The 25,659-nt window shown below is 45.2% G+C and carries 14 protein-coding genes; 4 read left to right on the top strand and 10 right to left on the bottom strand.

Going from position 1 to position 25,659, the window contains the following annotated elements; translation table 11 throughout:
• Positions 1–5: 5 nt before the first annotated feature.
• From ACX1DY_RS20700 to ACX1DY_RS20690, 3 genes are read right to left on the bottom strand one after another with little or no spacing between them, the layout of a single operon-like run.
• A complete protein-coding gene (locus ACX1DY_RS20700; RefSeq protein WP_458966086.1) occupies positions 6–4,343 on the bottom strand; it encodes a rhamnan synthesis F family protein in 4,338 nt (1,445 codons plus the stop codon).
• A 31-nt stretch (positions 4,344–4,374) separates the two neighbouring features.
• Positions 4,375–5,640, bottom strand: a complete 1,266-nt coding sequence (locus ACX1DY_RS20695) for an ABC transporter ATP-binding protein (protein WP_458966085.1) — start codon at positions 5,638–5,640, stop codon at positions 4,375–4,377.
• Positions 5,641–5,657: 17 nt separating this feature from the next.
• Positions 5,658–7,034 carry an ABC transporter permease gene (locus tag ACX1DY_RS20690; protein ID WP_458966084.1) on the bottom strand — a complete coding sequence of 459 codons (1,377 nt, stop codon included), beginning with the start codon at positions 7,032–7,034 and terminating at the stop codon, positions 5,658–5,660.
• Between the two features lie 637 nt (positions 7,035–7,671).
• Here ACX1DY_RS20690 and rfbA point away from each other — a divergent pair.
• The 3 genes from rfbA (at position 7,672) to ACX1DY_RS20675 (ending at position 11,815) form a co-directional block, all read left to right on the top strand.
• Positions 7,672–8,550, top strand: a complete 879-nt coding sequence (rfbA, locus tag ACX1DY_RS20685; RefSeq protein ID WP_458966083.1) for a glucose-1-phosphate thymidylyltransferase RfbA — start codon at positions 7,672–7,674, stop codon at positions 8,548–8,550.
• A gap of 21 nt (positions 8,551–8,571) precedes the next feature.
• Complete coding sequence (gene rfbC, locus ACX1DY_RS20680; protein WP_458966082.1) at positions 8,572–9,126, top strand: dTDP-4-dehydrorhamnose 3,5-epimerase; 555 nt, start codon at positions 8,572–8,574, stop codon at positions 9,124–9,126.
• A 229-nt stretch (positions 9,127–9,355) separates the two neighbouring features.
• Positions 9,356–11,815, top strand: a complete 2,460-nt coding sequence (locus tag ACX1DY_RS20675) for an O-antigen ligase family protein (RefSeq protein ID WP_458966081.1) — start codon at positions 9,356–9,358, stop codon at positions 11,813–11,815.
• A gap of 151 nt (positions 11,816–11,966) precedes the next feature.
• On the opposite strand, the gene galU is transcribed toward ACX1DY_RS20675, so the two are convergent.
• The 6 genes from galU to ACX1DY_RS20645 all read right to left on the bottom strand — a co-directional run bounded on the left by galU (position 11,967) and on the right by ACX1DY_RS20645 (position 20,293).
• A complete protein-coding gene (gene galU, locus ACX1DY_RS20670) occupies positions 11,967–12,854 on the bottom strand; it encodes a UTP--glucose-1-phosphate uridylyltransferase GalU (RefSeq protein ID WP_458966080.1) in 888 nt (295 codons plus the stop codon).
• A gap of 204 nt (positions 12,855–13,058) precedes the next feature.
• A complete protein-coding gene (locus tag ACX1DY_RS20665; protein ID WP_458966079.1) occupies positions 13,059–15,575 on the bottom strand; it encodes a DUF3656 domain-containing U32 family peptidase in 2,517 nt (838 codons plus the stop codon).
• A 363-nt stretch (positions 15,576–15,938) separates the two neighbouring features.
• The gene (locus tag ACX1DY_RS20660) at positions 15,939–16,610 is read right to left on the bottom strand and encodes a hypothetical protein (protein WP_458966078.1); all 672 of its coding nucleotides are present in this window, start codon (positions 16,608–16,610) and stop codon (positions 15,939–15,941) included.
• Positions 16,611–16,823: 213 nt separating this feature from the next.
• On the bottom strand, positions 16,824–18,782 hold the full coding sequence (locus tag ACX1DY_RS20655) for a stalk domain-containing protein (RefSeq protein WP_458966077.1): 1,959 nt from the start codon (positions 18,780–18,782) through the stop codon (positions 16,824–16,826).
• Positions 18,757–19,917 carry a S1C family serine protease gene (locus ACX1DY_RS20650; RefSeq protein WP_458966076.1) on the bottom strand — a complete coding sequence of 387 codons (1,161 nt, stop codon included), beginning with the start codon at positions 19,915–19,917 and terminating at the stop codon, positions 18,757–18,759. Before ACX1DY_RS20650 ends, ACX1DY_RS20655 begins: the two co-directional genes overlap by 26 nt.
• Positions 19,918–20,083: 166 nt before the next feature.
• Positions 20,084–20,293: a hypothetical protein gene (locus ACX1DY_RS20645; RefSeq protein WP_458966075.1), complete on the bottom strand. Its 210-nt coding sequence runs from the start codon at positions 20,291–20,293 to the stop codon at positions 20,084–20,086.
• 426 nt (positions 20,294–20,719) lie between these two features.
• Here ACX1DY_RS20645 and ACX1DY_RS20640 point away from each other — a divergent pair, with 426 nt between their 5' ends.
• Positions 20,720–22,354, top strand: a complete 1,635-nt coding sequence (locus ACX1DY_RS20640; RefSeq protein ID WP_458966074.1) for a nitrite/sulfite reductase — start codon at positions 20,720–20,722, stop codon at positions 22,352–22,354.
• Between the two features lie 342 nt (positions 22,355–22,696).
• On the opposite strand, the gene uvrA is transcribed toward ACX1DY_RS20640, so the two are convergent.
• Complete coding sequence (gene uvrA / locus ACX1DY_RS20635) at positions 22,697–25,570, bottom strand: excinuclease ABC subunit UvrA (RefSeq protein ID WP_458966073.1); 2,874 nt, start codon at positions 25,568–25,570, stop codon at positions 22,697–22,699.
• Positions 25,571–25,659: the final 89 nt, after the last annotated feature.

Below are 25,659 nucleotides of genomic sequence, written 5' to 3'. Positions count from 1 at the left end.
GCATTTCACAGTCCAAACCATTTCTTATAGTGGTTAAAAACAGATATTTCGCTGGACATACAATAAGTATCTTCAACAATAAATAACCGTTTCATATCTTCACTTACTAAATTGTCCAGAACCATTGTTGTTTCTATAAGCTTTTCCACTGCATTTCCAGAGAGTGGCACATCCAAAATTACATCATTATATACTCTTAATGACTCATTAAAATATGCTTCAATACCTTCCATAATTGACTTTAAGCTCTCAAAGTTATGCTGAGCAAATCCGCTGACGGCAAAATTAGGTACGACCTTTCCATCAATATCTTGTTCGAAATTCACAAATTGGCCTTGATTGGAAGTAAGAATCCCCTCCAATAGTAATTGATATTTATATATGGCACTGCTTGTTGTTGCATAATCTTCATTTTCTCCGAAGAAGCCTTTCATCATATTACCATCATATTGAATGCCTTTTTGCTTATTACTCGTTACAAAGTAATATCCGTTCATACTTTGATTAAAGAATTTAGATAAATAGAATTGAATCGTTCCAGAATACCCTACATCAACAACCGCCACATTTTTTCCATCTAAGCCTAACTCTTTTGTATACTCCTTATAAGACGTTCTCTCTTTTTTCGCTTTCATTAAGATCTCTTCAATGTATGGTTTAATCTCTCGCTTTACCGCTTCAATTTCTTCTGGGAGATTTATTACCTTATTTAAAGAAGCGTCCGAAGAGGACACACCAAATCTTACTTGGATCAAATCCTTAATCGTTCCTTCAAAAGAAATTTCCAGCAACTTAAATACATCTTCTGGATTTTCTAAACTTGCAACCGATGCCGCACGTCTGGAGGTAAGAAAATATATGCTTTCCATTTCCTCAAATTGGTTATTTTGTTGCAACCCTTTTACACTTATGTCGAATAGTTTTTTTAATAGATAACCCTCTCTTGCTAAGAAAAGCACTTTCTCCACTTTATCCTCTTGCAATTTTTTTAATAGCCATATTATGAAGCTAAAAAGTATTGGACCAAAAATAGTGTATCCTAAGGTCTTAAGATCTGTAATTTGATATTGTCCATTTGTATAAGCAAGTTTGAACGGACTGTTAAACTCTTTAGATACGATAGGTCCCAATAAAACTGAGTCACCCCAGGAATCGTTATTTTCAAGATGAAAAGACATGTGATTTCCAAAATCGGTATTATAAAACATATTGACACCAGACATTACGTGGTACACTAAAAGGCCTTTTCCTTCTGCGATCTGAACATCTGAGTGCTCATTGTCACCGATATGAAGAGTCCGTACCCCTTGATATCTTTCCTTAAAATGATCCCACATCTGACCGTTATCTTTTCTTTTTTGAAGACCTGATGATACCCATAACTCATCATAGTAATTCACATTACATTTATTCAGCATTTTTTTAATAATATCTTCCGTCAGATACATATCACTTATTAAAACTATTCTCTTCCCTTTAAATTTTGCATAATTTAAAACTTCAACAACATCATTTCTAGGCATTGCCAATCTTAATTCCCAGTCAATTTCAATATTCTTTATTGCTTGACACACACTTTCATCAAGTCCTGCTAAATGAGTTAGTTCATTGTATATCTCATCAATAGAACAGTCACCTTGATAATTCTTATTTTTTCTCACAGAATCTTCAGCTGCTTTTCGAATTGAAACAAAGTCGATATCGACTACAAATTTTTTAGCTTTCAGTTCAATTATTTTAAAAACTGCATCTGGTTTCAACAAAGGGCGAGTAATCAAGGTATCAAAGATATCAAATGAAACCACATCAATTCCATCAATAATATCTTTTAACTCATTTATTTTTCTGGGCCAATATTGCATTAAATTCCTACTACCCTTATTGAATCTATATTCGCCTGAAAATACATTTATTTCCACAAATGAATTACCGTTACTACAAACAATTGGAACCATTGATCTTTCAATTGCATGTGCTATAGTTCCATCAATTTGTTTGTCTTCCTTTGCAAAATCATTGTATGTCAAATTCAAATCAAACAGTGGTTTGATTGCACTAGTTCTAGCCCAATACATAGTCCCCGCAGGGAAATCTAGGTATTTCGAGAAATCATGCTTAATTCCTAACCTTGACAAAAGTGAATTACCTATACTTTTATTGGATAACCATGTATGAGCCCAATATGGAATTGTTTTATATGTTTCTGGATAAACAAGCCCCAAAGATTTGTTTTGATTAAACAATCCAAATACTTTTTTCACAATAAGAGGATCACCAAATAAATTATCCAACAAGTGTCCTCTCCAACCATCTTGTTGTGTTCCAGTATATAATGATTTTTTAGAATGAACATGACTTATAAAATCATATTGAACTAAGTCTTTAGCAAAATCCACAAACATTGGTGCAACATCTCTACCCTGGTTTGGGGTAACTTTAACAATTAGTTTGTCTATGTTTTTAATAGTTTCAAACCTGTTAGCAACCAATTCAGAAGCATTTTTATCAGTGATTGATACATATAGGTCAAAACGATAAGGCATATTGTTAAAATAGTCGAAAAATTCTTCAAGCAAATCAATGTAATAAAGATGTAAATGAATTGCTATTCTACCTGGTTGAATATCCGATGTATCAATCATATTTAGTGATGATTGCGAAACCAAGAAATGTTTATCATTTTTTTTGGTGAAGTTCGATTGGGATTGGAGCCATATACTATACATAGCTGTTCTTCTAAGTAAGAAGCGAAAGTGAGTATAGATAAATGCCTTCAAGGCCTCTTTATGACGATAGTTCAATGGCAACATTTTAAACAATAATTTAATAGCCTTTTTTATCCATTTTCTGATTTTTTTAAACATTATGTTCACACCGAGTTTCAAACCACGTAGAGGTTTAGTTAGTCTCCATGATTCAGAAGTCATAAGACTAGTCAGGGTTTGATTTAAATCATTGTTAATCGACAAAATATGATTTTTTTCATGAAATAATTGATTTTTTTCATGAATCGTCTGATTGAGAAGAAGCCTTGTTGATGTGACTTCTTTATCAAAATCTCTCAGCATATGTTCTATATTTTTTTTTAGAGTTGTGTTTTCTTCCGAAAGTAACTGTTTAGCTTCCGTCTCTTTTATTTTTTCTTCCGTAAGGGTTAGTACCTGTTCATTCAAAGTTTTTATAACCAAATCAACTTTTTCTTCAATTTTCACAAGATTTAATTCCTGTGATTTTTGGACTTCAAGTTCGTTTATTTTTTTCATCAGACTAGAATGAATCATCTCTTCATTCTGGAATGATAAGTCTCCAGTGATAATTATTTTATCAATTTCCTTAAAGCTATTTGTATGCAATATATATTCTGGTTTTTTACTTTGGAATTCATCCCAGCCCTCTTCGTTATTCCATAAATTCTCAGCCTGTAATTCAATATTTGGATATACATTACTGATTTTCAACTTTATGAATTGATCTTTAAGAGGCACCCATTTTGCTCCCTTTATTTCCGGCAAACTCTTCAAGTCTTTAAATTCTACTCTAAAACTCTTCCCATCATAAAACAGATCGCTATATACGACTACATCTTCACTAAATCCACCACCAAAATCAACAAATAATCTACTAGTAAAATCTCGGTTGATTTTTAATAGCATGATATTATTAATAGAAGTACTTTCGGGAAGTTCCTTCTCTGAACAAATGGCAACAATGTATTTCCCATCCTTGTTCGCTATTTTTTCTGTATCAACCATTTTGAACTTTTGATTTGCTAAGTCATTTTGGCTACTTAAAATACTGAATGTTTCGAACCCTTGATGGAAAATCGAAACATTACTATAGAATTTACTCAAGAAGAGTTCAAACTCTGCCAAGTAAAACTCTTTAACATGAAATGGATTTCTAAAATGTGACTCATCTGAATATTTTTTCTTATCCGGCGTAGATATTATGAGCATCCCATCTTCTTTTAAAACCCGTTTTACTTCTTTCATAAACTTCATTTGAATTTCTTCATTCACATGCTCAATTGTTTCAAAACTCACAACTACATCAACTGAAGAGTCTGGTAATGGAATTGTTTCTATGCTTGAGTTGATGAAAGATAAATTGTTTGAATTATATTTATTACGTGCCCATTCAATTGATTCTGAGGAAATGTCAAGCCCGTAGACTCGTTCAGCAACAGAAGCCATCAAATCAGATCCGTACCCTTCACCACAAGCAGCATCAAGAACTACCTTATTGTGTAATAATTCAAGAATTGCATAATATCTTTGCTTATGTTCAATCTCAATTTCACCCAAAGCTTTATGTGGAATAAATCTTTCACCTGTAAAATCCATTATATCCTCCTAAAGTATAAATGTATGGTGATTAATTGGAAATTTTCTCAAAGTGAACTTTATCGAGAATACAAAAACCTTGTGCGTATGGATAAGATTTTTTATTTCTCACATCAATTAATAAAGCATCACTAATCCAATGATGTTGTACATGGTTCTCATAGGTTCCATCCGCAATAGCCAAATCCATGCTATAAACCCCATCTCTCACCATCGGAAAACTAAATATCCATCTAAAGTAGTACTTTCCACCTGCTTCAAGCTCAGATATTTTTGATTTTTCAGTGTCAGTGTTTACAACTAATATTGAGTTTCCTAATTTATCTTTCAATACAAAACCAAGTATAGGCATCGCTATATGTTTATAAGTCTCTATCTTCAATACCAATTCAATAGCTTCTCCGCCTGCTACAAAGGTATTTTCTTTGCCTAAAGAATTAATTACTTTCGCAAAAGTTATTGCTGCCCCCTTTTCACCGAAGCTTTGAGATCGGTTTGAAAAGTTATTTTCCTCCCTATTCGATAACTCGCTTGTTTCAAGTTCACCGATTTCGCTTAGTGAGGTATCATAAGTCATAAATGCATGGTAATCGTCAATAATATCTTCTGGAAGTCCATCTTTGTATATGCCACCTTCGTTAAACCATACAACTCTATCACAAAAATTAGCAATAGCCCCAAGATCATGACTGACGAAGAGAACTGTGCCCTTTTCTTTGAACTCCCTTATCTTCCGGTAACATTTTTGCTGGAATCTTATATCTCCTACACTCAATGCTTCATCAACTATTAGTATTTCCGGATCAACATTAACTGCACACGCAAATGCCAAACGAACAAACATCCCACTAGAATATGATTTTACAGGTTGATATATAAAATCGCCAATATCAGCAAAGTCTAATATTGAGTCTATTTTCAAGTTTGTCTCTTCCTTCTCAAAACCCATAAGAGAACTGTATAAATAAATATTTTCTAGGCCGGTATACTCAGGATTAAATCCTGCACCTAATTCTAATAGAGCTGATATTTTTCCATTCACCTTCAACTCTCCCGAACTAGGGGTTAATATTCCTGTTATGACTTTTAAAAGTGTCGACTTACCAGCACCATTCTTACCTATGAATCCAACGGTCTCGCCTTTTTTTATATTCAAACTAATATTTCTCAAAGCGTAAAACTCAGAATGTTTCTTTGTATTAAATGGAGTTAGCGCCTCTATCAAACGATCTTTGGGATTGTTGTAAAGCTTATATATTTTAGTTATATTGCTTAACTCTATTGCATTATCTTCCATTAGTAACACTCCTAAATTTATAATACATCAGCAAAATGAGGTTTTAATCTTCTGAAGACATAAGTTCCTAGCAAAAAAAGCAAAAATGTAACCAGCCAGAAGTATAACGTCAAATATATATGCTCAGTAAACCATACTTGCTTAAACATAGAATCTCTATAACCATCGACAACATAATACATAGGGTTTAGTTTAAATATCCAACTGTAACTGTCACTTAAAATCTTTTCAGACCACATTATTGGAGTAATCCACATTCCAACTTGAAGGAAGATAGCAATAATTTGCCCCAAATCCTTAAAAAACACAACGATTGAAGAGGTAAGGTATGATAAAGCTGTAGTAAAGAACAATGTACACACAGAGTAGTATAAGATTTGTAAATTATATACATGCGGGTGATACCCGTACGAAAGATAAACTATATACAAAAATGCAATAAACACAAGGTGAACAAATAAAGAAGAAATTATCTTAACAATAGGAAGTATACTTACCTTGAAAACGAGTTTTTTTACTAGAAAACTATATTCTACAAAACTATTACTTGCATTTGATAATGCATCAGAGAAAAAGAACCACGGAATGAGTCCACCAATAAACCAAACAGCAAAGGGAACATCGCTATCCGTAGGAGTAACTTTCAAACCGACTTGAAACACAAACCAGTACACTAAAATTGTAGTCACAGGTTGAATGTATCCCCATACTACTCCAAGATATGACCCTGCATACTTAGTTTTAAAATCATTCTTGGAAAGATCATAAATCAATGCTCTGTTTGTGCGAAAATCTTTAAAGATCCCAAATATCTTTTTTCTTAAATATACAGTCAGACAACATATAATTGATGCAACAAATGAAAAGCATGCAATTATAAAATACTTCAATTGTTGATTATCATTACCAATATTCCGAATAATTGTCTTGTCAAGGGATAGATATATATATGGATCTGCACCACTTGTACTAATCTCTATATTGTTTTCAAGATGCTGAAAATTCTTTATTTCGTTGCTATTTACATTAGTAATGGAGTCTAATGGCAACTCGTATTTTTTCATGAAATTACCGATATATATTTTTTTTATGTTCAACTTACCGGGGTGATTTCCCAAATCCAGTCTAAGAGAATCAAATTTCGAATTAACATCAAGCTTTAGAGAACTGTAGTTACTGGATGATCTATAGTCCCTTTTCGTTGACCGATCTTCTGTAAAATCATTGTGGCCCTGAGAATAATAAATCTGAAATTGATTATCTGTATTAGACTGCATATTAATGTAAAGTGCTGTAACTGTTGGTTTGGGAATTAACCTATTAAATACAACCCAAGAAATTATAAATATTAACACGAATACAACTGCAAGTTTTATACTTCTTCTAATTCTCAATATATAACTCTCCCTATTCTATCTTTATATTTTATTTTTTGTATTAATCAGCATAGTTATTTCCATCATTAATTTATCAGAAATCAAACATATCCAGTATACGGTAAAAAAAACTCACAGTCGAGATAAGTGTGGTTTTTAAGTTATTTATAGGAGTTTTCCCATTACTTAATATTGTAATTTTATAAATAGTTCTGATTCAAGCGGGATTAATTAACAGCCATTCTAGTGATTTCAATCTTATCTAAAATTCCTTTGCTCCTTTACCTTACACAGAATTCTTAACAAGAATACGTCATTCAAAATTCACATTTTAGTTCCACCCTTCTGTTCTGAGTATTTCTCACAAAAAACAAGTTAATGGTATCATACTAAACGCTCTGTTTACAGTAAAACAGTCACTTATCTTCGTGTGGTTGCAGTATGTTAAATGAAGTCGGAATTTCAAAGAAGGGAGACTAATTGGTCAACTAGGAATCTGTTTGTTTGAATATAGTAATATTCAGTAAAAATAGACAGGCTACAATTATTCAGAGTAAAATGAATATATCTTTATTTGCATTCAACATCTACACGAACACGCATCATTAAATTATAACATTATTCATCATTTACTAAGGGAGAGTTGAATTAAACGATGAAAGGCATTATTCTGGCGGGTGGTAGCGGAACTCGGCTATACCCCTTGACGATGGTTACAAGCAAGCAGCTCCTACCAATCTACGACAAACCAATGATTTACTACCCTCTTTCCACTTTAATGTTAGCGGGCATTAAAGACATTCTGATTATCTCAACACCTGAGGATACGTCAAGATTTACTAATTTGCTCGGCGACGGGTCTCAATTCGGATTATCCCTGCAGTATATTGTGCAACCAAGTCCTGATGGTCTAGCACAAGCTTTTATACTTGGAGAGTCTTTTATCGGCAATGACTCCGTTGCCATGATTCTCGGAGACAATATTTACTATGGCAATGGTATGCGCAAGATTCTAAATCGCGCTTCCAGCAAAGAAACAGGAGCAACAGTATTCGGTTATCATGTGCAGGACCCTGAGCGTTTTGGTGTAGTGGAATTTAATAATGAAGGTAAAGTGCTTAGCGTAGAGGAAAAACCTCAGCAGCCAAAATCAAATTATGCTATAACAGGTCTATATTTTTATGATAACCGCGTTGTAGAAATTGCAAAGAATGTAAAACCTTCTTCTCGTGGAGAACTGGAAATTACATCTATTAATGAAGAGTATTTAAATATGGGAGAACTAGATGTTGAACTCCTTGGTCGGGGATTCACGTGGCTCGATACAGGAACTCATCAAAGCCTAGTTGACGCTACTAATTTTGTACGAACGATAGAAGATCACCAAGGAATTAAGATTGCAGCCCCAGAGGAAATTGCATATATTAATGGATGGATTACTAAAGAGCATTTGTTTGAATGTGGGCAAAAATTAAACAAAACCGGATATGGACAATACCTCATGAAAGTAGCAACCGGAAAAATACAATACTAAACGGCAGGAAGTGTGGAGAAGATGAAATTCACAGAAACAACGTTGGAGGGTGTATGGGTTATCGAACCACAAGTCTTTGGTGATCACCGGGGATGGTTTATGGAGACATACAGCGAAAGCAAATTCAATAAACAGGGGATTACTTTAAATTTTGTTCAGGATAATCAATCCTATTCCGCAACCAAAGGAACACTTCGCGGCCTGCACTATCAGTTAAACCCTAAAGCACAGAGCAAGCTTGTTCGTTGTACACAAGGGTCTATCTTTGATGTTGCTGTTGATATTCGCAAGGGAAGTCCTACCTACGGCCAATGGTTTGGAGTTGAACTATCCGCTGAGAACAAAAAACAACTACTGATCCCCAAGGGCTTCGCTCATGGTTTTATGACATTGGTTGAAGATGTTGAAGTCCAATATAAGGTAGATGAGTTGTATGCACCTGAGTGTGACGGAGGAATATTGTGGAATGATCCTTCTATAGGAATCAATTGGCCCATTGATGTGGTGCCGGTGTTGTCAGCTAAAGATGAAACAGCGCCTCTTTTAAAGGATGCAAATTTGAATTTCACATATTAGTATAAATATAAGTCCTGAGTAATTTTCAATAAAATTGGCCTAAGAACTTATTATTCCAGATGGAACGTTAAGCTTCTTAGGCCAAATATGTTTACGAACTTATTTTTGAAATTATTCTTGTATTACTTATTGATGACTTTACTACATACTACTCGCATTAAGTAAGTGGTACGGGAACGCACGTATATGCTAAAATATTGACGTACCTACAGGAAAAGGAGATTAAAACGTGTCGAAACCAGTATACGGTAAAAATGCTGCTCAGTCGAGAAATGTTGAAAAGATATCCAGCCCGGTGTGGGCATTGGTTGTTGCTTTCATTATGTTTTTGGTATGGACCCCGTTTCAAGTAGGATTGTTTAATGGACAGCAGATTGATTTTGAAAGGCCGATCTATGTAGCGTCATTGCTCAGCGGCCTGCTGCTGCTAGTCTGGGTAGGCTTGTTCTATAAGAAGTTCAAGCTGGAGGAGCAGAGCGACTTGCTGGCTGTGGCTTCGATATTGCTGCCCATAACATATGCGCTGTCGTTATTTGCCGCGGTTTCGCATTATATGGCGATGAACATGCTCTTTGTTCAGAGTATGTATATTGCAATATTCATTATAGCGTTATATCTCTTGAAGCAAAAGCAACTAAATGTTGTCATTCAAAATGCCGTACTGGCGATTGCTTATTTCATTGTGGGCTTTGGACTGGTGAACTGGCTGGGCGGCTCGAAATTTGCCGGTGCGCTGGTTGGATGGTTCTCCAGCACAGTGCGCGGCGGAAAATATTTGGATGCGGTAATGACGGACTCGAACGGTCTGCGGCTTACGTCTGTTTTCCAATATGCGAATACATATGCAGCCTTCCTGATGGCATTTTTATTCGTAGCCGTTTTTGCTTTGGTTCGTTCCAAGAAATGGTACGGTACACTGACTCACGGATTTATACTCGTGCCTATCATCGTATCCCTGCTGCTAACCTTGTCTCGCGGCGGACTTGTCATGCTGCCCGTTGTTTTTATCGTGCTGCTGTTATCCCTGAAGCCCTCTAAGCAGATTCTCTGGATCATCCACCTTGGTATTGCCGGAGTTGCTTCCCTGGCGATTGCAAGCCCTCTGACGAATATCGGTACAGAGCTGAGCACCGCCTTCACTTCTGCCGCCGCATTCAAAGGCTGGGCTTATCTGATAGGGGCCTCCGCTGTTGTTGCCGGGCTTGGCTGGGTGGTTCAACGTTTTGTGGCTCCTTGGCTGCAGAACAAGCTCGGAGGTTGGGAATCCCGCAAGCTTTCGGGTATGTGGCTTCCGCTGCTGTCCGTGGTGCTGGTCGCCGTAATTGCTTTTCTGCTGATTGGAACAAGCGTGCGCAGCATTCTGCCTGCCAATATGGAGACGCGTCTGGAGAACATCAACTTCAAGCAGCATAGTGTACTGGAGCGGATCACTTTTTATAAGGATGCCATAAAGGTCGTTAAGGATTATCCGGTTATTGGCGCCGGGGGCGGGGGCTGGGCTTCGCTATATGAGCATTACCAGAACAACCCGTATACAAGCCGCCAGGTTCATAACTTCTTCCTGCAATATTTGATTGAGGTCGGCATTGTTGGATTTATTGTGTTCATGGGCTTTATCGGCTATATCTTCTATAAATATATCCGCGTGTATCTCAAACGTGACAAAGATGAATTTCATAATGGATTCTTTTTCTACATCATTGCATTATCAATTCTTCTCCATAGCTTACTGGACTTTAACTTGAGCTACGCTTTTATGGGAATTTTAGTCTTTGTCGGTCTTGCCGGAATGGGCGTTGCAATGGACAGCAAGCCGCTGCGCCTCAACTGGAATAAAGCAGGTATGCGTTTCGGTTACCTTGGGGTCCTAGCGGTTGGTACAGTCTTCATGCTGTTCCTGTCGATCAGCGCCATCAGCTCCAGCAGTTCGGCCATGAAGTTCAAACAATTAATGGGTGTGAGCCAGTCCTATGAGGAGCTTAAAGCGCCTTTGATTGCAACCTTAAAGGACCGTCCATATCATCCGGAAGCCGTCATCTACCTCTCTTCTATGGACCAACAGGTGTACGGCCAGACCAAAGATGAGCAATACCTTAACGAAGATTTCAGTATATTATCTCGTGCGCTTAAAGACGAACCTTACAATAAGGATATATTAAAGCAATTGGCTGCTTATTACGATTTGAAGGGTCAGGGCGACCTCGCCTTCGCCATCTACCGGGATAACGCCGATAAATTCAACTGGGATATCGAATGGTATGATGCGCTGATCAGCCGTTCCCAAGTTCTGGCAAGTACTGCTAATACTCAAAAAGATAAAACCAAAACTCAGGAATACGTGACAACAGGTCTGAATGCATACAAGCATGTGACTGACGGTGTAGAACATCTGAAAACTCTGCCTAAAGAGCAGCTGCAGGGACGTCCATTCTCGGTAACGCCAAGCATTGCCTTGAATGCCGGTAAACTGCAGGTGATGGCAGGAGACAATGCTGCCGCGGCAGCAACCCTGAAACTGGGTCTGAGTGAAGATTACACTGACGCTAACAACCGAGAGATCGCCCGCTGGTATTTGGCGGCCTTGAAGAAGGGGAATGCTGCTCAAGACCAGGCGGTTTATGACAAGCTGATTGCAGCGGACGCTGCGGAAGCCGCCAAAATTGATGAAATTGTAAATACGCAATACTAGACAACTTGGGAGTATAAGCAGAAACGGGTGTCGCCCTTAACAGAGGACAGCACCCGTTTTTTTCAAACTTTGGTATGCAGAATCAAAGAGCGCTCTGCAGACGGAGTTCAGCGGAGCGCTCTTTTAAACATAAGAGATGTATGTGTGAGAATTAGTTCGCAGCTTTCTGTGCTTCGCTGTCTATTACCTCTTTGAGGTAGTCGAGCAGGCCTTCTTTGAGCTCTTCATGCTGAAGCGCATAGTGGATGGTCGTCTGGATGAAGCCCATTTTCTCGCCGACGTCATGGCGTTTGCCTTCAAAATCGTAAGCGATGATCCGCTCCACTTCGCTTAGATGGGCTATCGCATCCGTAAGTTGGATTTCCCCGCCAACACCTACCTGCTGTTCACCAAGCATATCGAAGATACGCGGAGTTAGAATATAACGGCCTAAGATCGCAAGATTGGATGGAGCCTCTTCTCTCTTCGGCTTTTCCACCAGACGGTTGGCTTTATAGACCCTCTCAGCCAGTTCAGTACCATCTACCAGACCATACCGTGAGACCTCCTCCCAAGGCACAGGCTGAACGCCGACAATGGAAGATTTGTACTGTTCATAGACTTCAATCATCTGCTTAAGGCAGGGCTTGTCTGCTTGGACGATGTCATCCCCGAGCAATACGGCAAACGGTTCATCCCCGATGAATTTGCGGGCACACCAGATGGCATGTCCGAGGCCACGCGGTTCCTTTTGACGGATGTAGTGAATGTCGGCCATTTCCGAAGATTTACGGACAGACTCCAGAAGCCCCCACTTTTGTTTCTCAGCCAAGTTAAACTCCAGCTCAAACGAGTTATCAAAATGGTCTTCGATTGCACGTTTGCCTTTCCCCGTTACGATAATGATATCCTCAATACCTGAAGCAACAGCTTCTTCAACAATGTATTGGATCGTTGGCTTGTCTACTATTGGCAGCATTTCTTTGGGCATTGCTTTGGTCGCGGGTAGAAAACGGGTGCCGAGACCGGCAGCGGGAATAATGGCCTTACGGATCTTCATGACATGACTCCTTCTATAATTTTCTCTTCAAATCTAGTTCAGATCTAATAGGAAAATAACATAATTACTTTAATTATAGCAGTTATGGATGATTTTTGGCAGTGAGGCTCTAGTGAATGTTGGAAAAAAAGGGCCAGTGTGCTGGGAGCTTGTCTCTATCTACAAGACTCTTCATTCACACTGACCCTGAATTGATTATTTAGGTTACTTGGCGTTTACCAATTGTCCGCGTGTCACCCCAAGCTGGTTAGTCGCCTTCAGGCTTTTCCATACCTGTGTGCCGGAAATTTCTCCGCGCAGCGCACGGCTGTAAAGGCTGATGACCTCTGCGACCTGCTCTGGCGTTTCTTCCAGAAACTCGACACGGAATGAGGAAACGCCCAGCTCGCGGAAATTGTTCAGGTATTCCGCACCGGACTGTTCAACGGCATTGTAAACTGTATTGCGGCAGCCTTCGTCTACGCGGACCGGATGGGCCATGCCAATCCGGTCCTGCAGGGAAGCGCGATGCTCCTCACAGGGACGTCCGCAGTTCGTATAGTCTGTGCCTTCGCTCATGAAGGTGCAGTACACGCAATGCTCCGTATGGAACATTGGCAAATGCTGATGGATTACGACCTCCATACGCGAGGTATCGCTGCGCTCCAGCAGGTCAACCATCTGCTGGATGTTCAGGTCATAGGATGGCGTGACCCTGTCGCAGCCTGCCTCCAGGAACAGATCCACCGCCCTGTGATTGGCGATATTCAGCGAGAAATCGCCGATCAGGCGCGGATGCACGGCATCCGGCTGTTCCATGCGGCGCTTCAGGTAGTAATAAAGCGCGCCTGTGTTGCGCACCAGGACAGCATCCGGCTGCAAGCGCAGGATGTTGGCATGGTAGCCGTTCTCGCCGGGCATATGAATGCGCGGCGTGGCCAGCGCTATGCTGGCCCCAGCAGCCCGTACAGCGTCCACCGCTGCCGGGAACTGCTTGATGAACTCGAAGTCGGCGTAAATGCTCGTTACGCCAGCTTCGAGGGCAGCCTGCACCTGCGGCAGGCTGCGGCACAACGCGGTGAGCTCCGCTTCACCGCGAAACCCGGCGCCCCTGCGGGCAGCGCCGCCGTAGACCTCTACCTCCCGTTTCACGTATACGGGAGGTTTCGGGCGCTCGCCCGCAAGCAGCTCCACCGCCTGGCGGCGGATGCTGTTCAGCTCACGCATAGGCACGATCACGTCGCCTTCCAGTTGCGACTCCAATGCCTCCAGCTGGAACACGGTCCCGCCCAGGCGGCCGAATTGCTCTTCCAGCAGGGAGGCATCCATCGGACGCTTCTGCGCGGCCTCCAGCAGCAGCTCCGAATCCACACGGACGGTGACGTTCTTCTGCACGTCCGTCCACCAGGTGGCCAGCGGCTCGCCGGCGCGGCCCTCCACCTTGACCTGCACCGGGAATACCCGGTACGGCTTCTCGGTCTCGTAGGTCTGGCGCAGCGCCTTGTCGAGCGCAGGGTCATTCGTCTTCCAGATGCGGTCGCCGACATGTAAGCGGCGCAGGTCAACGTCATTACGCCCCGGCACAATGTCGATAATCCAGCCTTCTCCGGCTTCGCCTTCCAGCTTCACGCCTTTGCGGCGCAGATCGTAGACACGTCCGCCTTCTTCTTTTTTGGTCGGATCGCCGGCGTCGAACACAATGCCGTCCCCCCGCTTAAGCGGTGCATGAATACGGCAGACCACACCATCGCGGAGAATCTGCTCGACCGTTCCCATATACACGCCCCGGCTTTTCGGGAAGGTCCCGTCAACCAGCTTCTTATTGTTCGTTCCCTCCAGGAACCCGTGCGTGAAGCCGCGCGAGAAGCTCTGCTGCAGCTCGCGTAAATCTTCCTTGGAGGTCTTGGACCAGTTCCCGTCAAAATACCGGTCAATCGCCTTCCGGTACTTGCCAACCACGTTCGCTACATACTCCGGACTTTTGAGACGGCCTTCGATTTTGAAGGAGGTGACTCCCGCCTCGATCAGCTCCGGCATCAGATCAATCGCTGCGAGATCCTTTGGCGACAGCAAATAGGTCACATCGCCCATCGGCTTAATTTCGCCATCCACCATCAGATCATACGGCAGACGGCAGGCTTGAGCACATTCACCGCGGTTCGCGGAGCGTCCGCCCCACATTTCCGAGGTCAGGCATTGGCCCGAATAGGAGACACACAGCGCGCCGTGTACAAACACTTCCATCGGCAGGCGGGCCTGCTCCCCAATCATGCGGATTTGCTTCAGATTATTCTCGCGGCCGAGCACTACGCGCTCCAGCCCCCAAGGCTTCGTGAACTCTACCGCTTCCGGTGAAGTAATCGTCATTTGCGTAGAACCGTGAATCGGGAAGTCCGGCGAAATCTCGCGGATCATTTTTACCAGACCCAAATCCTGTACAATCACCGCGTCCACCCCGGCATCGACACAGGCGTCAATCAGTTCCTTGGCCTCAGCCAACTCGTTCTCAAACACCAGTATATTAAAGGTCAGGAAGCCCTTCACGCCATAGCTGTGCAGGAACGCCATAATTTCCGGCAGCTCGTCCATACGGAAGTTGTTGGCTCTCGCCCGTGCATTAAACTTTTCTACGCCAAAAAATACAGCGTCTGCCCCATTCGCCACCGCCGCACGCATGCAGTCCCAGTCACCCGCCGGAGCCAGCAGTTCCACGTCTTCTCTGCGTATTCCTTGCTCGTTCATTTATATCCTCCCAAACCGCCTTGCAGGCGGATCATTTAAAGCTTTTTAACTTATTAATTGTATCAAAGATCACACCTGCGCGCCATCGGTTTACCAGGATTTATATAGTTATATTCGAGGATTCATCGTATCTCGTTATCAAATCATCATGGTCAGCTTATACAGCCTTAAGAGTGTTGTATAGAATACAGCATTCTCGCAGATCTCAGGCCGCAAATTGAGGTTTGTTGTATGAAAGGCAACATTTATCTATCTTCAACATGGATAAAGGGACAATAATTTGTATTTCGTGCAACAATCTACTGAAGACCACCTAATTCAGCGCCCAAAGTTGTAAATCATACAATATTTTTTTAAAGCTCTCTAAGACCATACCTGTGGAAAGCCTTCAACCGGCTCGTAATAGCAAATATACGCATTTTTCAGTATCGGACGCAGCATTCCTTTTTCGGCCAGTCCTTGCAGCCATTTCCGCGCCGTTCGAAAGTTTACATTATACTTGATCATGATATCCTTAGGGCGAATCCCCTTCTCTGTGCACCAAGCCATTCTTAGCACTTCTCTTTCCTGCGGGGAGATTGAAGGTGCGGATGCGTTTCTGATTAGCGTTGGTCCGATGACCATTTGCAGCAACATACGGCAAACTTCTGGACGCTTTTGTACATCATCGAATGAAAAATGAACGATCCTCCACCCCATGCCTGTCAGAAATGTATCCCGGTTCAAGGAGTAACTGAACTTCTCTCTGTCCATGTCTTTAACATGGCTCTGATAGCCGTCACATTCCAGCCCAAATTTTCCATAGGGCGGAAGAAAAGCAAAGTCTAGAAATTGCGATTTACGGTTCCAGTCGTACACTTCATACTCTGGATGCAGATGATCCAGGTTGCCGAATAACGGCCACCATACATTTTGCAGCAGCAGCTTCTCCGCATATTGATGCCCTCTGGCCAACCGTCCCCTCCGCTCTCCTGTTCGTACGTTTAAATGGCGCTCTACTAATGCTTCATGCTCCATTTCAAAACTTCCAACCATTATCCTCTCCACCTCTTTCCAAGTAGAAACGGCTACGCCGTCCATAGAAGGACGGTATCCGTTTCAGCGAGAAATATAAGGATAAAGTATAGCGTGAAACTTATGATTTCTTATATTTGCAAAAAAAAGAACGCCCAAGCTGCCAAAAATGGCAATAGGACGTTCTTCGTCTGACCCTATTATACAGCTGCTCAGAGAGGGGCAGCAATGGTTTTAAGACAGCCGGAAAGATTTCACCGTCTGCTCTACAGCAGCCTGCTGTGCAGGGGTCGCATTAGCGTCATTCAGTGTAACTGTAAGGGTGTAGACCAGATCGTTTTTACCAAAAATGATTTGCTGTGTCCGGCTGGGAACGCCTTTTTTGGTCTGCTGCACGGTAAGTATGGTGGCCGGGACTCCGGCAAAGGTGGATTCTTCCACACTGATTACGCGTGGGCCTTTGGGGTCGTTTTTACTGTTCTTGTAGTAGCTTTGCAGCAAATTTACGGCGTACTCCACTGAGCCCTCAGGATTTACATTGATCAGGAAACGCCCGCCGGTGAAGCGGTACTCCACAGTCTGGGTTTCAAAAGCATCCTGATAAGGTGTCCATAGCCGCGGAATATCGACGCTGTAAGTATAGGCCTTGGAGCTTTTGGTTACGGCCTTGCTGCGGAGCGCCGAGTAATCCTCCGTCTCCAGGCGGCCGAAGTTCTCCTTGATCGTGGCGAAATCAATATCTATGGTTTTCAAAATCGTCTGGAACCCCGCCTTGTCCTCCTCCTGTCCTGCAGCCGCCAGATACTCCACGTAGTAGCGGTAGCCTGCCTTTTGCAGCAGAACTTGGTACTCCGTGCTCCAGCCGCTGCCGGAATTAAGCTCCGTTTCCTTCACCAACACTGGCTCACCGGAGATTTTTGCCGGCATACTGTCATGCAGCACAAAGGCATCTGCCACATAGCTATCCTGTATCTGGGTATCCAGCTCTTTGCTCCAGCTCTCCAGCGTCGAGCCAGCCGGTGCCGATGACACTTTTACACGCAGATAGCTTCCTTGCTTGCTCTCGTAATATAGGTGCTGGTCATCCATACTCCAATCGGCTGGAACCTGCAGCGTTATGCCATAATCGTCGTTGTAGCCAATACGGTGGCCGTTTTCCACGGTGGAGAGATCGCGGACACTTTTATCGGTTACATCGAATGAAGGCTTGAAGGAGTTCAGCAGCAAGGCATACTTATTCAGATCCTTATAATTGGCCGCTTTGTCGTCAGTCAAATACAGCTCATATAATCTCCCGCCGGCATAATATTGTCTGCCCTCCCACAACGCACCGCTGGAATCCTTGCTCACAATCCGCGCGTAGGGAACTGCTGCATCTGCAAAGGTCTCACGATCCAGTATGGTTTCCCCGCCTTCTTCTGCCGCACGAACTAATCTGTCCAGCAGCCCTTCGGCATCTGGCGTTGTCTCCAGCGGCGAAGCATGGACCTCCAGATAATAGAGATTTTCCGCACTCGTAAAGGTGGCTACACTTTCATTGCCGCCGCTGTCACCGACAACGAGACCGGGAGGATAGTTCAGGCTCCACTCATAATAGCTATTGCCTATGCGGGTCTTGCCAACGTCGCTGTCGATACCGGCACCCTCCTCCGTCTCTTCATGATTCACTGAAGGCGCAAGCGTCACCAGCAGCCCGCCGCCGCTGTCCGGCAGAACCCGCGCTCCGAGAACTCCGGCCACAAAACGGAGCGGCACCATCAGCGTTCCCGAAACCATGCGCGGGGAAGCTGGAAGCACGATTTTTACTCCGTCCTTCCAGGCCGTAGTGCTGCCGATAGTCATCGCTCCGGTATGCGGCCCGTACATCACCTTAACCACATCGTTCCCTTCCAGGGAGACAGTGCTGGCGAAGGTCTTTTTGAATACACCCAGCGGTACCAGGATTACCCCGTTGTCCACAAAAGGCTTTTGAATCGTGATTTTCTCGCCATTTACGATTGCAACGTTACTGTTAACCTTAAGGCTGAGCTGCAGCAGCTTTTGTTCCGCCGCCTGCACTTCCTTGACCGGCAGTAATGTCAGCAGCAGCAACACCGCCAGCAAGGTGTAAAGTCCACGCCATACAGGTATACTTCCTGACTTGCGTCCTTCTGCACTTGGCAGTCTGTTATTCATCCGCTTGTGCGCCAGCATCTTCATCGCCTCCCGCTTCCTCCCCGCCGATTAGGGGATCGCCTTGACTGAGCACCAGCTTGCGGGTAACGATATCCCCGTCGCTTTGCATCAGCAGCTTTACTGCTGTTCCCGGCTTGTAGCTTTTGAACCATTCGTTAATATCCACCAGCGAGGCGACACGGTGCCCGTCAATTGCGTACAGAACATCGCCAGCGGTGATGCCCGCTTTTCGGGCTTCTGCAGACACCACCTTCGTTACGGTCAGCGGGTCCTGGGCAGGCAGTCCGACAATGGCGGACCAGCTCTCCTCCAGCTCCAGCCCCAGACTAGGGCGCTTAACTTCACCGTATTTGAGCAGCTGACCCATGATGTACTGTACCGTATCTACCGGAATGGAGAAGCCCATATTTTCCACACCGACTGCAGCGTATTTCAGGCTGTTCACACCGAGTACCTCACCCTTCATGCTGACCAGCGGTCCGCCGCTGTTTCCGGGGTTAATCGCCGTATCACTCTGAATCAGCCGGTAAGACGCGTCTACCGTACGGTTAAGTCCGCTGACCACCCCTACCGTTGCCGAATTCCGCAGTGAAAAAGAAACCGGAGTTCCGATCGCTATAACCTTCTCACCCACTTGGATGCCGGATTTTGACCCGGCGAACTTGGCAGGCTTCAGGGATTTGGCGTTGACTTTGATCAGTGCCAGATCGCTGACCTCATCGAGATAGGAGGCGGTTATGTTATAGGTTTTTGCATCTGCTGTCACAACAACGGCGTTCTGTAATCCTTGCATGACATGGGCATTGGTTATGATCCAACCATCCGCTTTGACGATGATGCCGGAGCCGTGGGTTAGATTGTAACGGTCATCCGGTCCGCTGTTGCGGCTTTCGGTATTTTTGCCGATAATGCCCACCACAGACGGTGAGACCTCCTTGATAATCTGCGGCACGGGGTCAGCCGTGGCAGCTGCGTTTTTTTTACTAACTGCTCCAGCACTGCTAACTTGCCTGATTGCTCCGTCCTTAGTTGCAGCTGCCGCCGCGCTTTTGCTGCTTTCCGCGAACGCCACAGCCAGAGCAGAATGCGTTCCGCCCGCCACTCCCGACAGCAGCACTCCGCACAGCAGCAAGCCAAGGCTCTTTTGAAACATGCGACTCCCCCACTTCATCGCCTTCACCGGCCCTCTCCATAAATATCTAATGAAAAAGACGCCTTTAGGTGCGCCGGTGGCGGTTAAAGGTGTCTTTTGAAAACATCTGGCTCTGCAATTGAATCCTGCCCATCAGGGACAGCTCCCAGTACCTATACGCCGCGTACTAGCTTAACCAGTGCATCACCATCGCATAGTCGGAAACGGCAAACACAAGCAAGCTCACCACTCCGAAGGCGATAGCAAATTTGTTCTTCTGCGGCGCTTTAAGCAAACGGAAGAGACCAATGAGGATCAGGATCGTGAACAAAATCATAAATACATCGAAGGTATGAAATTTAGACGGCTCTTGCACGGCAGCTTCAGCAAGCAGCATGGCATTACCTCCCCGAAAGTGTGGTCAAACGAGTTCATCTAATCCATATCTTCTTCTATGTTATCGCTACCATTTCAGTGACGCAATAGAAAATCCCTAAAAAATTATGTAATTGTCACGGAAAATATTTTTTGGCGTGAACATCTGCTGCTCGTTAGAGATAACTATCATTGACATTTGCTAACGAATTCTTTTGTCAAAGAACATTTCACTTGCAGCGCCTTGGATGTCTTAGTAATTATTCAACGAAAATACCACTCTTTGAATCTTACTGCGGACATGCTCTGTATATGCCTGCCCGAACTATCAGCAGCTCCTTATTTTTGTATAAATTATCGTTATAGCGGCTGCTACAAGCCTCACTGCCAGGCATCAGCGGACTGTGCTACCATCGGGCATATGAATAGAATAGAGAGGGTGCTAAGCATGGCTTACGAACCGCATTGGAGTGCTGAACCGGAGAAGCTGAACAAGTTCGAATTCGTGAAACTGCAGAAAGACGGCCTGGATGTGATCCGCACGATTATTGAAAAATATGCCCTGGAGGGCTATAGCTCCATCCCGGCAGATGATCTGGATCTGTTCAAGTGGGCTGGTGTATACCAGCAAAAGCCGCGTGACGGACATTTCATGATGCGTGTGCGCATCAACACTGGCATTATGACCACAAATCAGGCCAGAGCCCTGGCCGAAATCGCCAGATTGTACGGGCGGGATCTGGTTGATATCACTACGCGCCAGGCTATCCAGTTCCACTGGCTGACTGTTGAGAATCTGCCGGATATTTTCACACGACTGGAAGCTGCCGGACTGTATTCTTTTGAAGCCTGCGGCGACTGTCCGCGGACCATTGTCGGTAACCCGCTGGCAGGGATCGACAAGGACGAACTGTTTGATACTACAGATATAGTGGAGCAGTTGAATGATTTTTTTATGCTGAACCGTGATTTCTCCAATCTGCCGCGTAAATTCAAAATTTCTGTATCCGCTAACCGCTACAACAATGCGCAGGCGGAAATCAACGATCTGGCCTACACACCGGCTGTAAAAGTCATCAATGGCGTTGAAACTCCCGGCTTCCATCTGATGGTAGGAGGAGGATTATCAGCCAAACCCCATTTGGCGCAAAAGCTGGATGTCTTCGTGAAGCCGGAAGAGGCGCTTAAGGTGGCTGCTGGTGTGGTCACGCTGTTCCGGGATTATGGCTACCGCGAGAAACGCCATCATGCCCGCCTGAAATTCCTTGTTGCCGACTGGGGTGTGGAGAAATTCCGAGAAAAACTTATTGAAATGGTAGGCGAGCTGCCGACGCGCGGTGAGGATCAGACGATGGGCTGGCAGGCGGCTTATTTTGACGGAGTTCATCCCCAGTCTCAGGAAGGTCTTAACTACGTAGGACTTAATGTTCCTGTTGGACGGCTGAACAGCAGTGAGCTGGTGCAGCTTGCTGAGCTGGCCGATACCTGTGGCGAAGGCAAACTCCGTACCACCATGACGCAAAACATCATCATCAGCGGAGTGTCGGATGCGAAGCTCACAGCCCTTCTGGAAGCACCGGTCCTGCAGCGGCTGTCGCCAACGGCCAAAAACTTCATCAGCCGCACCGTTGCCTGCACCGGCAATGAATTCTGCAACCTGGCCATTGTGGAAACCAAGCAGCGGGCCATCAGCGTTGCCGAATACTTGGACGAACATGTCCAGCTTGACGAAAAGCTGCGCATCCATTTCATCGGCTGCCCTAATGCCTGCGGACAAAAGCATGTTGCCGATATCGGCCTGCAAGGCACGCTGATTAAAACCCCTGACGGCATGGTCGATGCATTCGACATCGCCGTCGGCGGTACACTGGGCAGTGGAGACCACGGCCCTGAGGCTGAATTCGCGCATCCACTGAAGGGCCGCGTGAAGGGCGACCAGGTCGGCCCGGTTCTCGAACAGCTGATCACCTACTATTCAGCGCAGAGGGAAGAGCAGGAGAATTTCCACGCCTTCACCCGGCGTGTTGGCGTACCTGCACTGCAGGAGCAGCTGGCCGCGATTCTTGCCGCGGAGGCTCTATAGCTGACGGAGCTTTTGTAGAGAGGTTGGGTTGGGTTAAACAAGTGATGGGGAGCCCTTCCCTTCCTTTGTTTTGATTGCACTTTGTACAGCAGAATTCCTCAAAAAAGGGACACCCCTCCATTCTGTTGCATTTCATACAATCAAAAGGAACGGAATTCCGGCTAAACAGGAGATTGTCTGAATTCTGTTGTACGAACTACAGCAGATCGTATTTTCCAGCTAAAATAAGGCGATTCCATTGCAGAAAGTGCAATAGAATCGCCTTATTTCTTGCTCAGGCTCGGGGAAGCCTGAGCCTCTCTATTCATTGTTTCAATTGCAATACTCGCATTGCAACATCAGCTATACCGTTTCCGTAGTCTGCAGCTGCAGTGCCTTCGTCCGCTCTGTATCGCGGAGCAGGATCGGCTTGAGATATTTGCCGGTGTAGGATTCTTCCACCTTAATCAGCTTCTCCGGTGTTCCGGTAGCGAGAACCGTACCTCCGCCGCTGCCGCCCTCAGGTCCCATATCAATGATATAATCGGCGGTCTTGATTACATCAAGATTATGCTCAATGACGAGCACGGATTCGCCGGAGTCCACCAGGCGGTGCAGCACCTCCAGCAGACGCCCGATATCATCCACATGCAGACCCGTTGTCGGCTCATCCAGAATGTACAGCGTCTTGCCGGTGCTGCGGCGGTACAGCTCGGAAGCCAGCTTCACGCGCTGGGCCTCTCCGCCCGACAGCGTTGTTCCCGGCTGGCCGATGTTGATATAGCCAAGACCGACATCCAGCAGAGTCTGCATTTTGCGGTGAATTCTCGGGATATTTTTGAAGAATTCGGTAGCATCCTCTACAGTCATCTCCAGCACATCGGCGATGCTTTTGCCTTTATATTTCACTTCTAGCGTTTCCCGGTTGTAGCGTTTGCCTTTGCAGACTTCGCAGGGAACATAGACATCCGGCAGGAAGTGCATCTCGATCTTGATAATGCCGTCACCACGGCAGGCCTCACAGCGGCCGCCCTTGACATTGAAGCTGAAGCGGCCCTTCTGGAAGCCGCGCACCTTCGCTTCATTGGTCTTGGCGAAAAGATCACGGATATCATCGAATACGCCGGTATACGTAGCCGGATTGGAACGTGGCGTGCGTCCGATTGGCGACTGGTCAATTTCGATGACCTTATCCAGATTCTCTAGTCCGCGAATTTCCTTATGCTCACCCGGACGTACCTTGACGGCCCTATTTAACTGGCGGGCCAGACTTTTGTAGAGAATCTCATTGACCAGTGATGATTTGCCTGAACCGGATACACCCGTAACGGCTGTAAAGACGCCGAGCGGGATTTTGACATTCACGTTCTTCAGGTTGTTCTCTTTGGCCCCGCGAATTTCAATCCAGCGGTCATCCGTAGGCCGCCGATTGCCGGTAACCGGGATGAACTTGCGTCCGCTCAGGTACTCCCCGGTCAAGGAATTCGGGTCATTCATAATTTCCTGCGGCGTGCCCTGCGCCATCACCTTACCGCCGTGAATGCCGGCTCCCGGTCCGATATCAATAATATAGTCAGCGGCCATCATTGTATCCTCGTCATGCTCGACCACGATCAGTGTATTGCCTAGATCGCGCATATGCCCAAGCGTCGAGATCAACCGGTCATTATCCCGTTGATGCAGGCCGATACTAGGCTCATCCAGAATGTACAGCACACCCATCAGACTGGAACCAATCTGGGTTGCCAGCCTGATGCGCTGCGCTTCACCGCCGGAGAGCGAGCCTGCCGCACGGCTAAGGGTCAAATAATTCAAGCCCACATTGACCAGGAAGCCCAGACGGCTGCTGATTTCTTTGAGGATCAGATGGGCAATGGCCGTTTCCTTCTCACTCAGGGCGAGGTTCTCGAAGAAGTTCATGCAATCCCCAATCGACAGGTCAGTAATATCCGCAACATTCCGGTCGTTGATCGTTACCGCGAGAATCTCCTTCTTCAATCTTTTACCTTTACATGCATGGCAAGGCTTGGCGCTCATGAAGCCCTCAATAAATTCACGGATGCCATCCGAGGCTGTCTCACGGTAGCGCCGCTCCAGATTGGGAATAATCCCTTCAAAAGCAACCAGCGCATCCTTCCGCTGGCCGAAATCATTCTCATACTTGAAACGGATCTTCTCACTGCCTGTCCCATGCAGCAGCTTGTTCATATGCTCGGGGGACAGACTGCTTACGGGAACATTCTGGGGGATACTGAAATGCTCGCATACCGATTTCAGAAATTGCGGGTAGTAATTCGATGTACTTCCCGTCCAGGCCAGAAAAGCACCTTCCTCAATTGACTTCTCCTGGTCGGGAATCAACAGATCTGGATCCACAACCATATTCATGCCCAGACCATCGCATTCCGGGCAAGCGCCGAAGGGGCTGTTGAAGGAGAACATGCGCGGCGCCAGCTCTTCAATGCTGAACCCGCATACCGGACAAGCAAAGCTTGAGCTGAACAGTAGCTCCTCCTGCCCCATCACATCGACCAGAATCTTCCCTCCGGACAGCTTCAGCGCAGTCTCAAGGGAATCCGTCAGCCGGGTCTCTACATCATCCTTAATGACGATACGGTCTACCACGACCTCAATCGTATGCTTCTTGTTCTTCTCCAGCTCGATATCCTCAGTAACCTCGCGTAATTCACCGTCAACGCGCACACGCACAAAGCCCTGCTTGGAAATATCGCTGAACAGACCTTTGTGTTCACCCTTGCGGCCGGAAATTACCGGAGCTAGAATCTGCAGCCGGGTCTTCTCGGGATACTGCATAATCCGGTCCACCATCTGCTCAACAGTCTGTGAAGTAATCTCTATGCCATGATCCGGGCAATGCGGATGCCCTACACGGGCGAACAGCAGGCGCAGATAATCATAAATTTCCGTTACCGTTCCTACGGTGGAACGCGGATTGCGGCTCGTGGTCTTCTGGTCGATGGAGATCGCCGGGGATAACCCGTCGATGGAATCAACATCAGGCTTCTCCATCTGACCGAGGAACTGGCGTGCATACGCCGACAGGGATTCAACATAACGCCGCTGACCTTCAGCGTAGATTGTATCGAACGCCAGCGACGATTTACCGGAGCCGCTAAGTCCCGTCAGCACGACGAAGCGGTCACGCGGAATCGTCACGTCGATGTTCTTGAGATTGTGCGCTCTCGCGCCTTTGATTACAATATTTTCGTTCGCCAACGGTACCTCTCCTTTATACATACCTATTTCAAAGCTATTTCAAAATATTTTCGATCCCTCCCAAACCCTCCCTTAGCCAAGGGAGGGCC

The sequence above is a fragment of the Paenibacillus sp. BAC0078 genome, assembly GCF_054483875.1.
The sequence above is the reverse complement of the archived record's forward strand: the minus strand, read 5'-3'. Positions and strand labels throughout refer to the sequence as shown.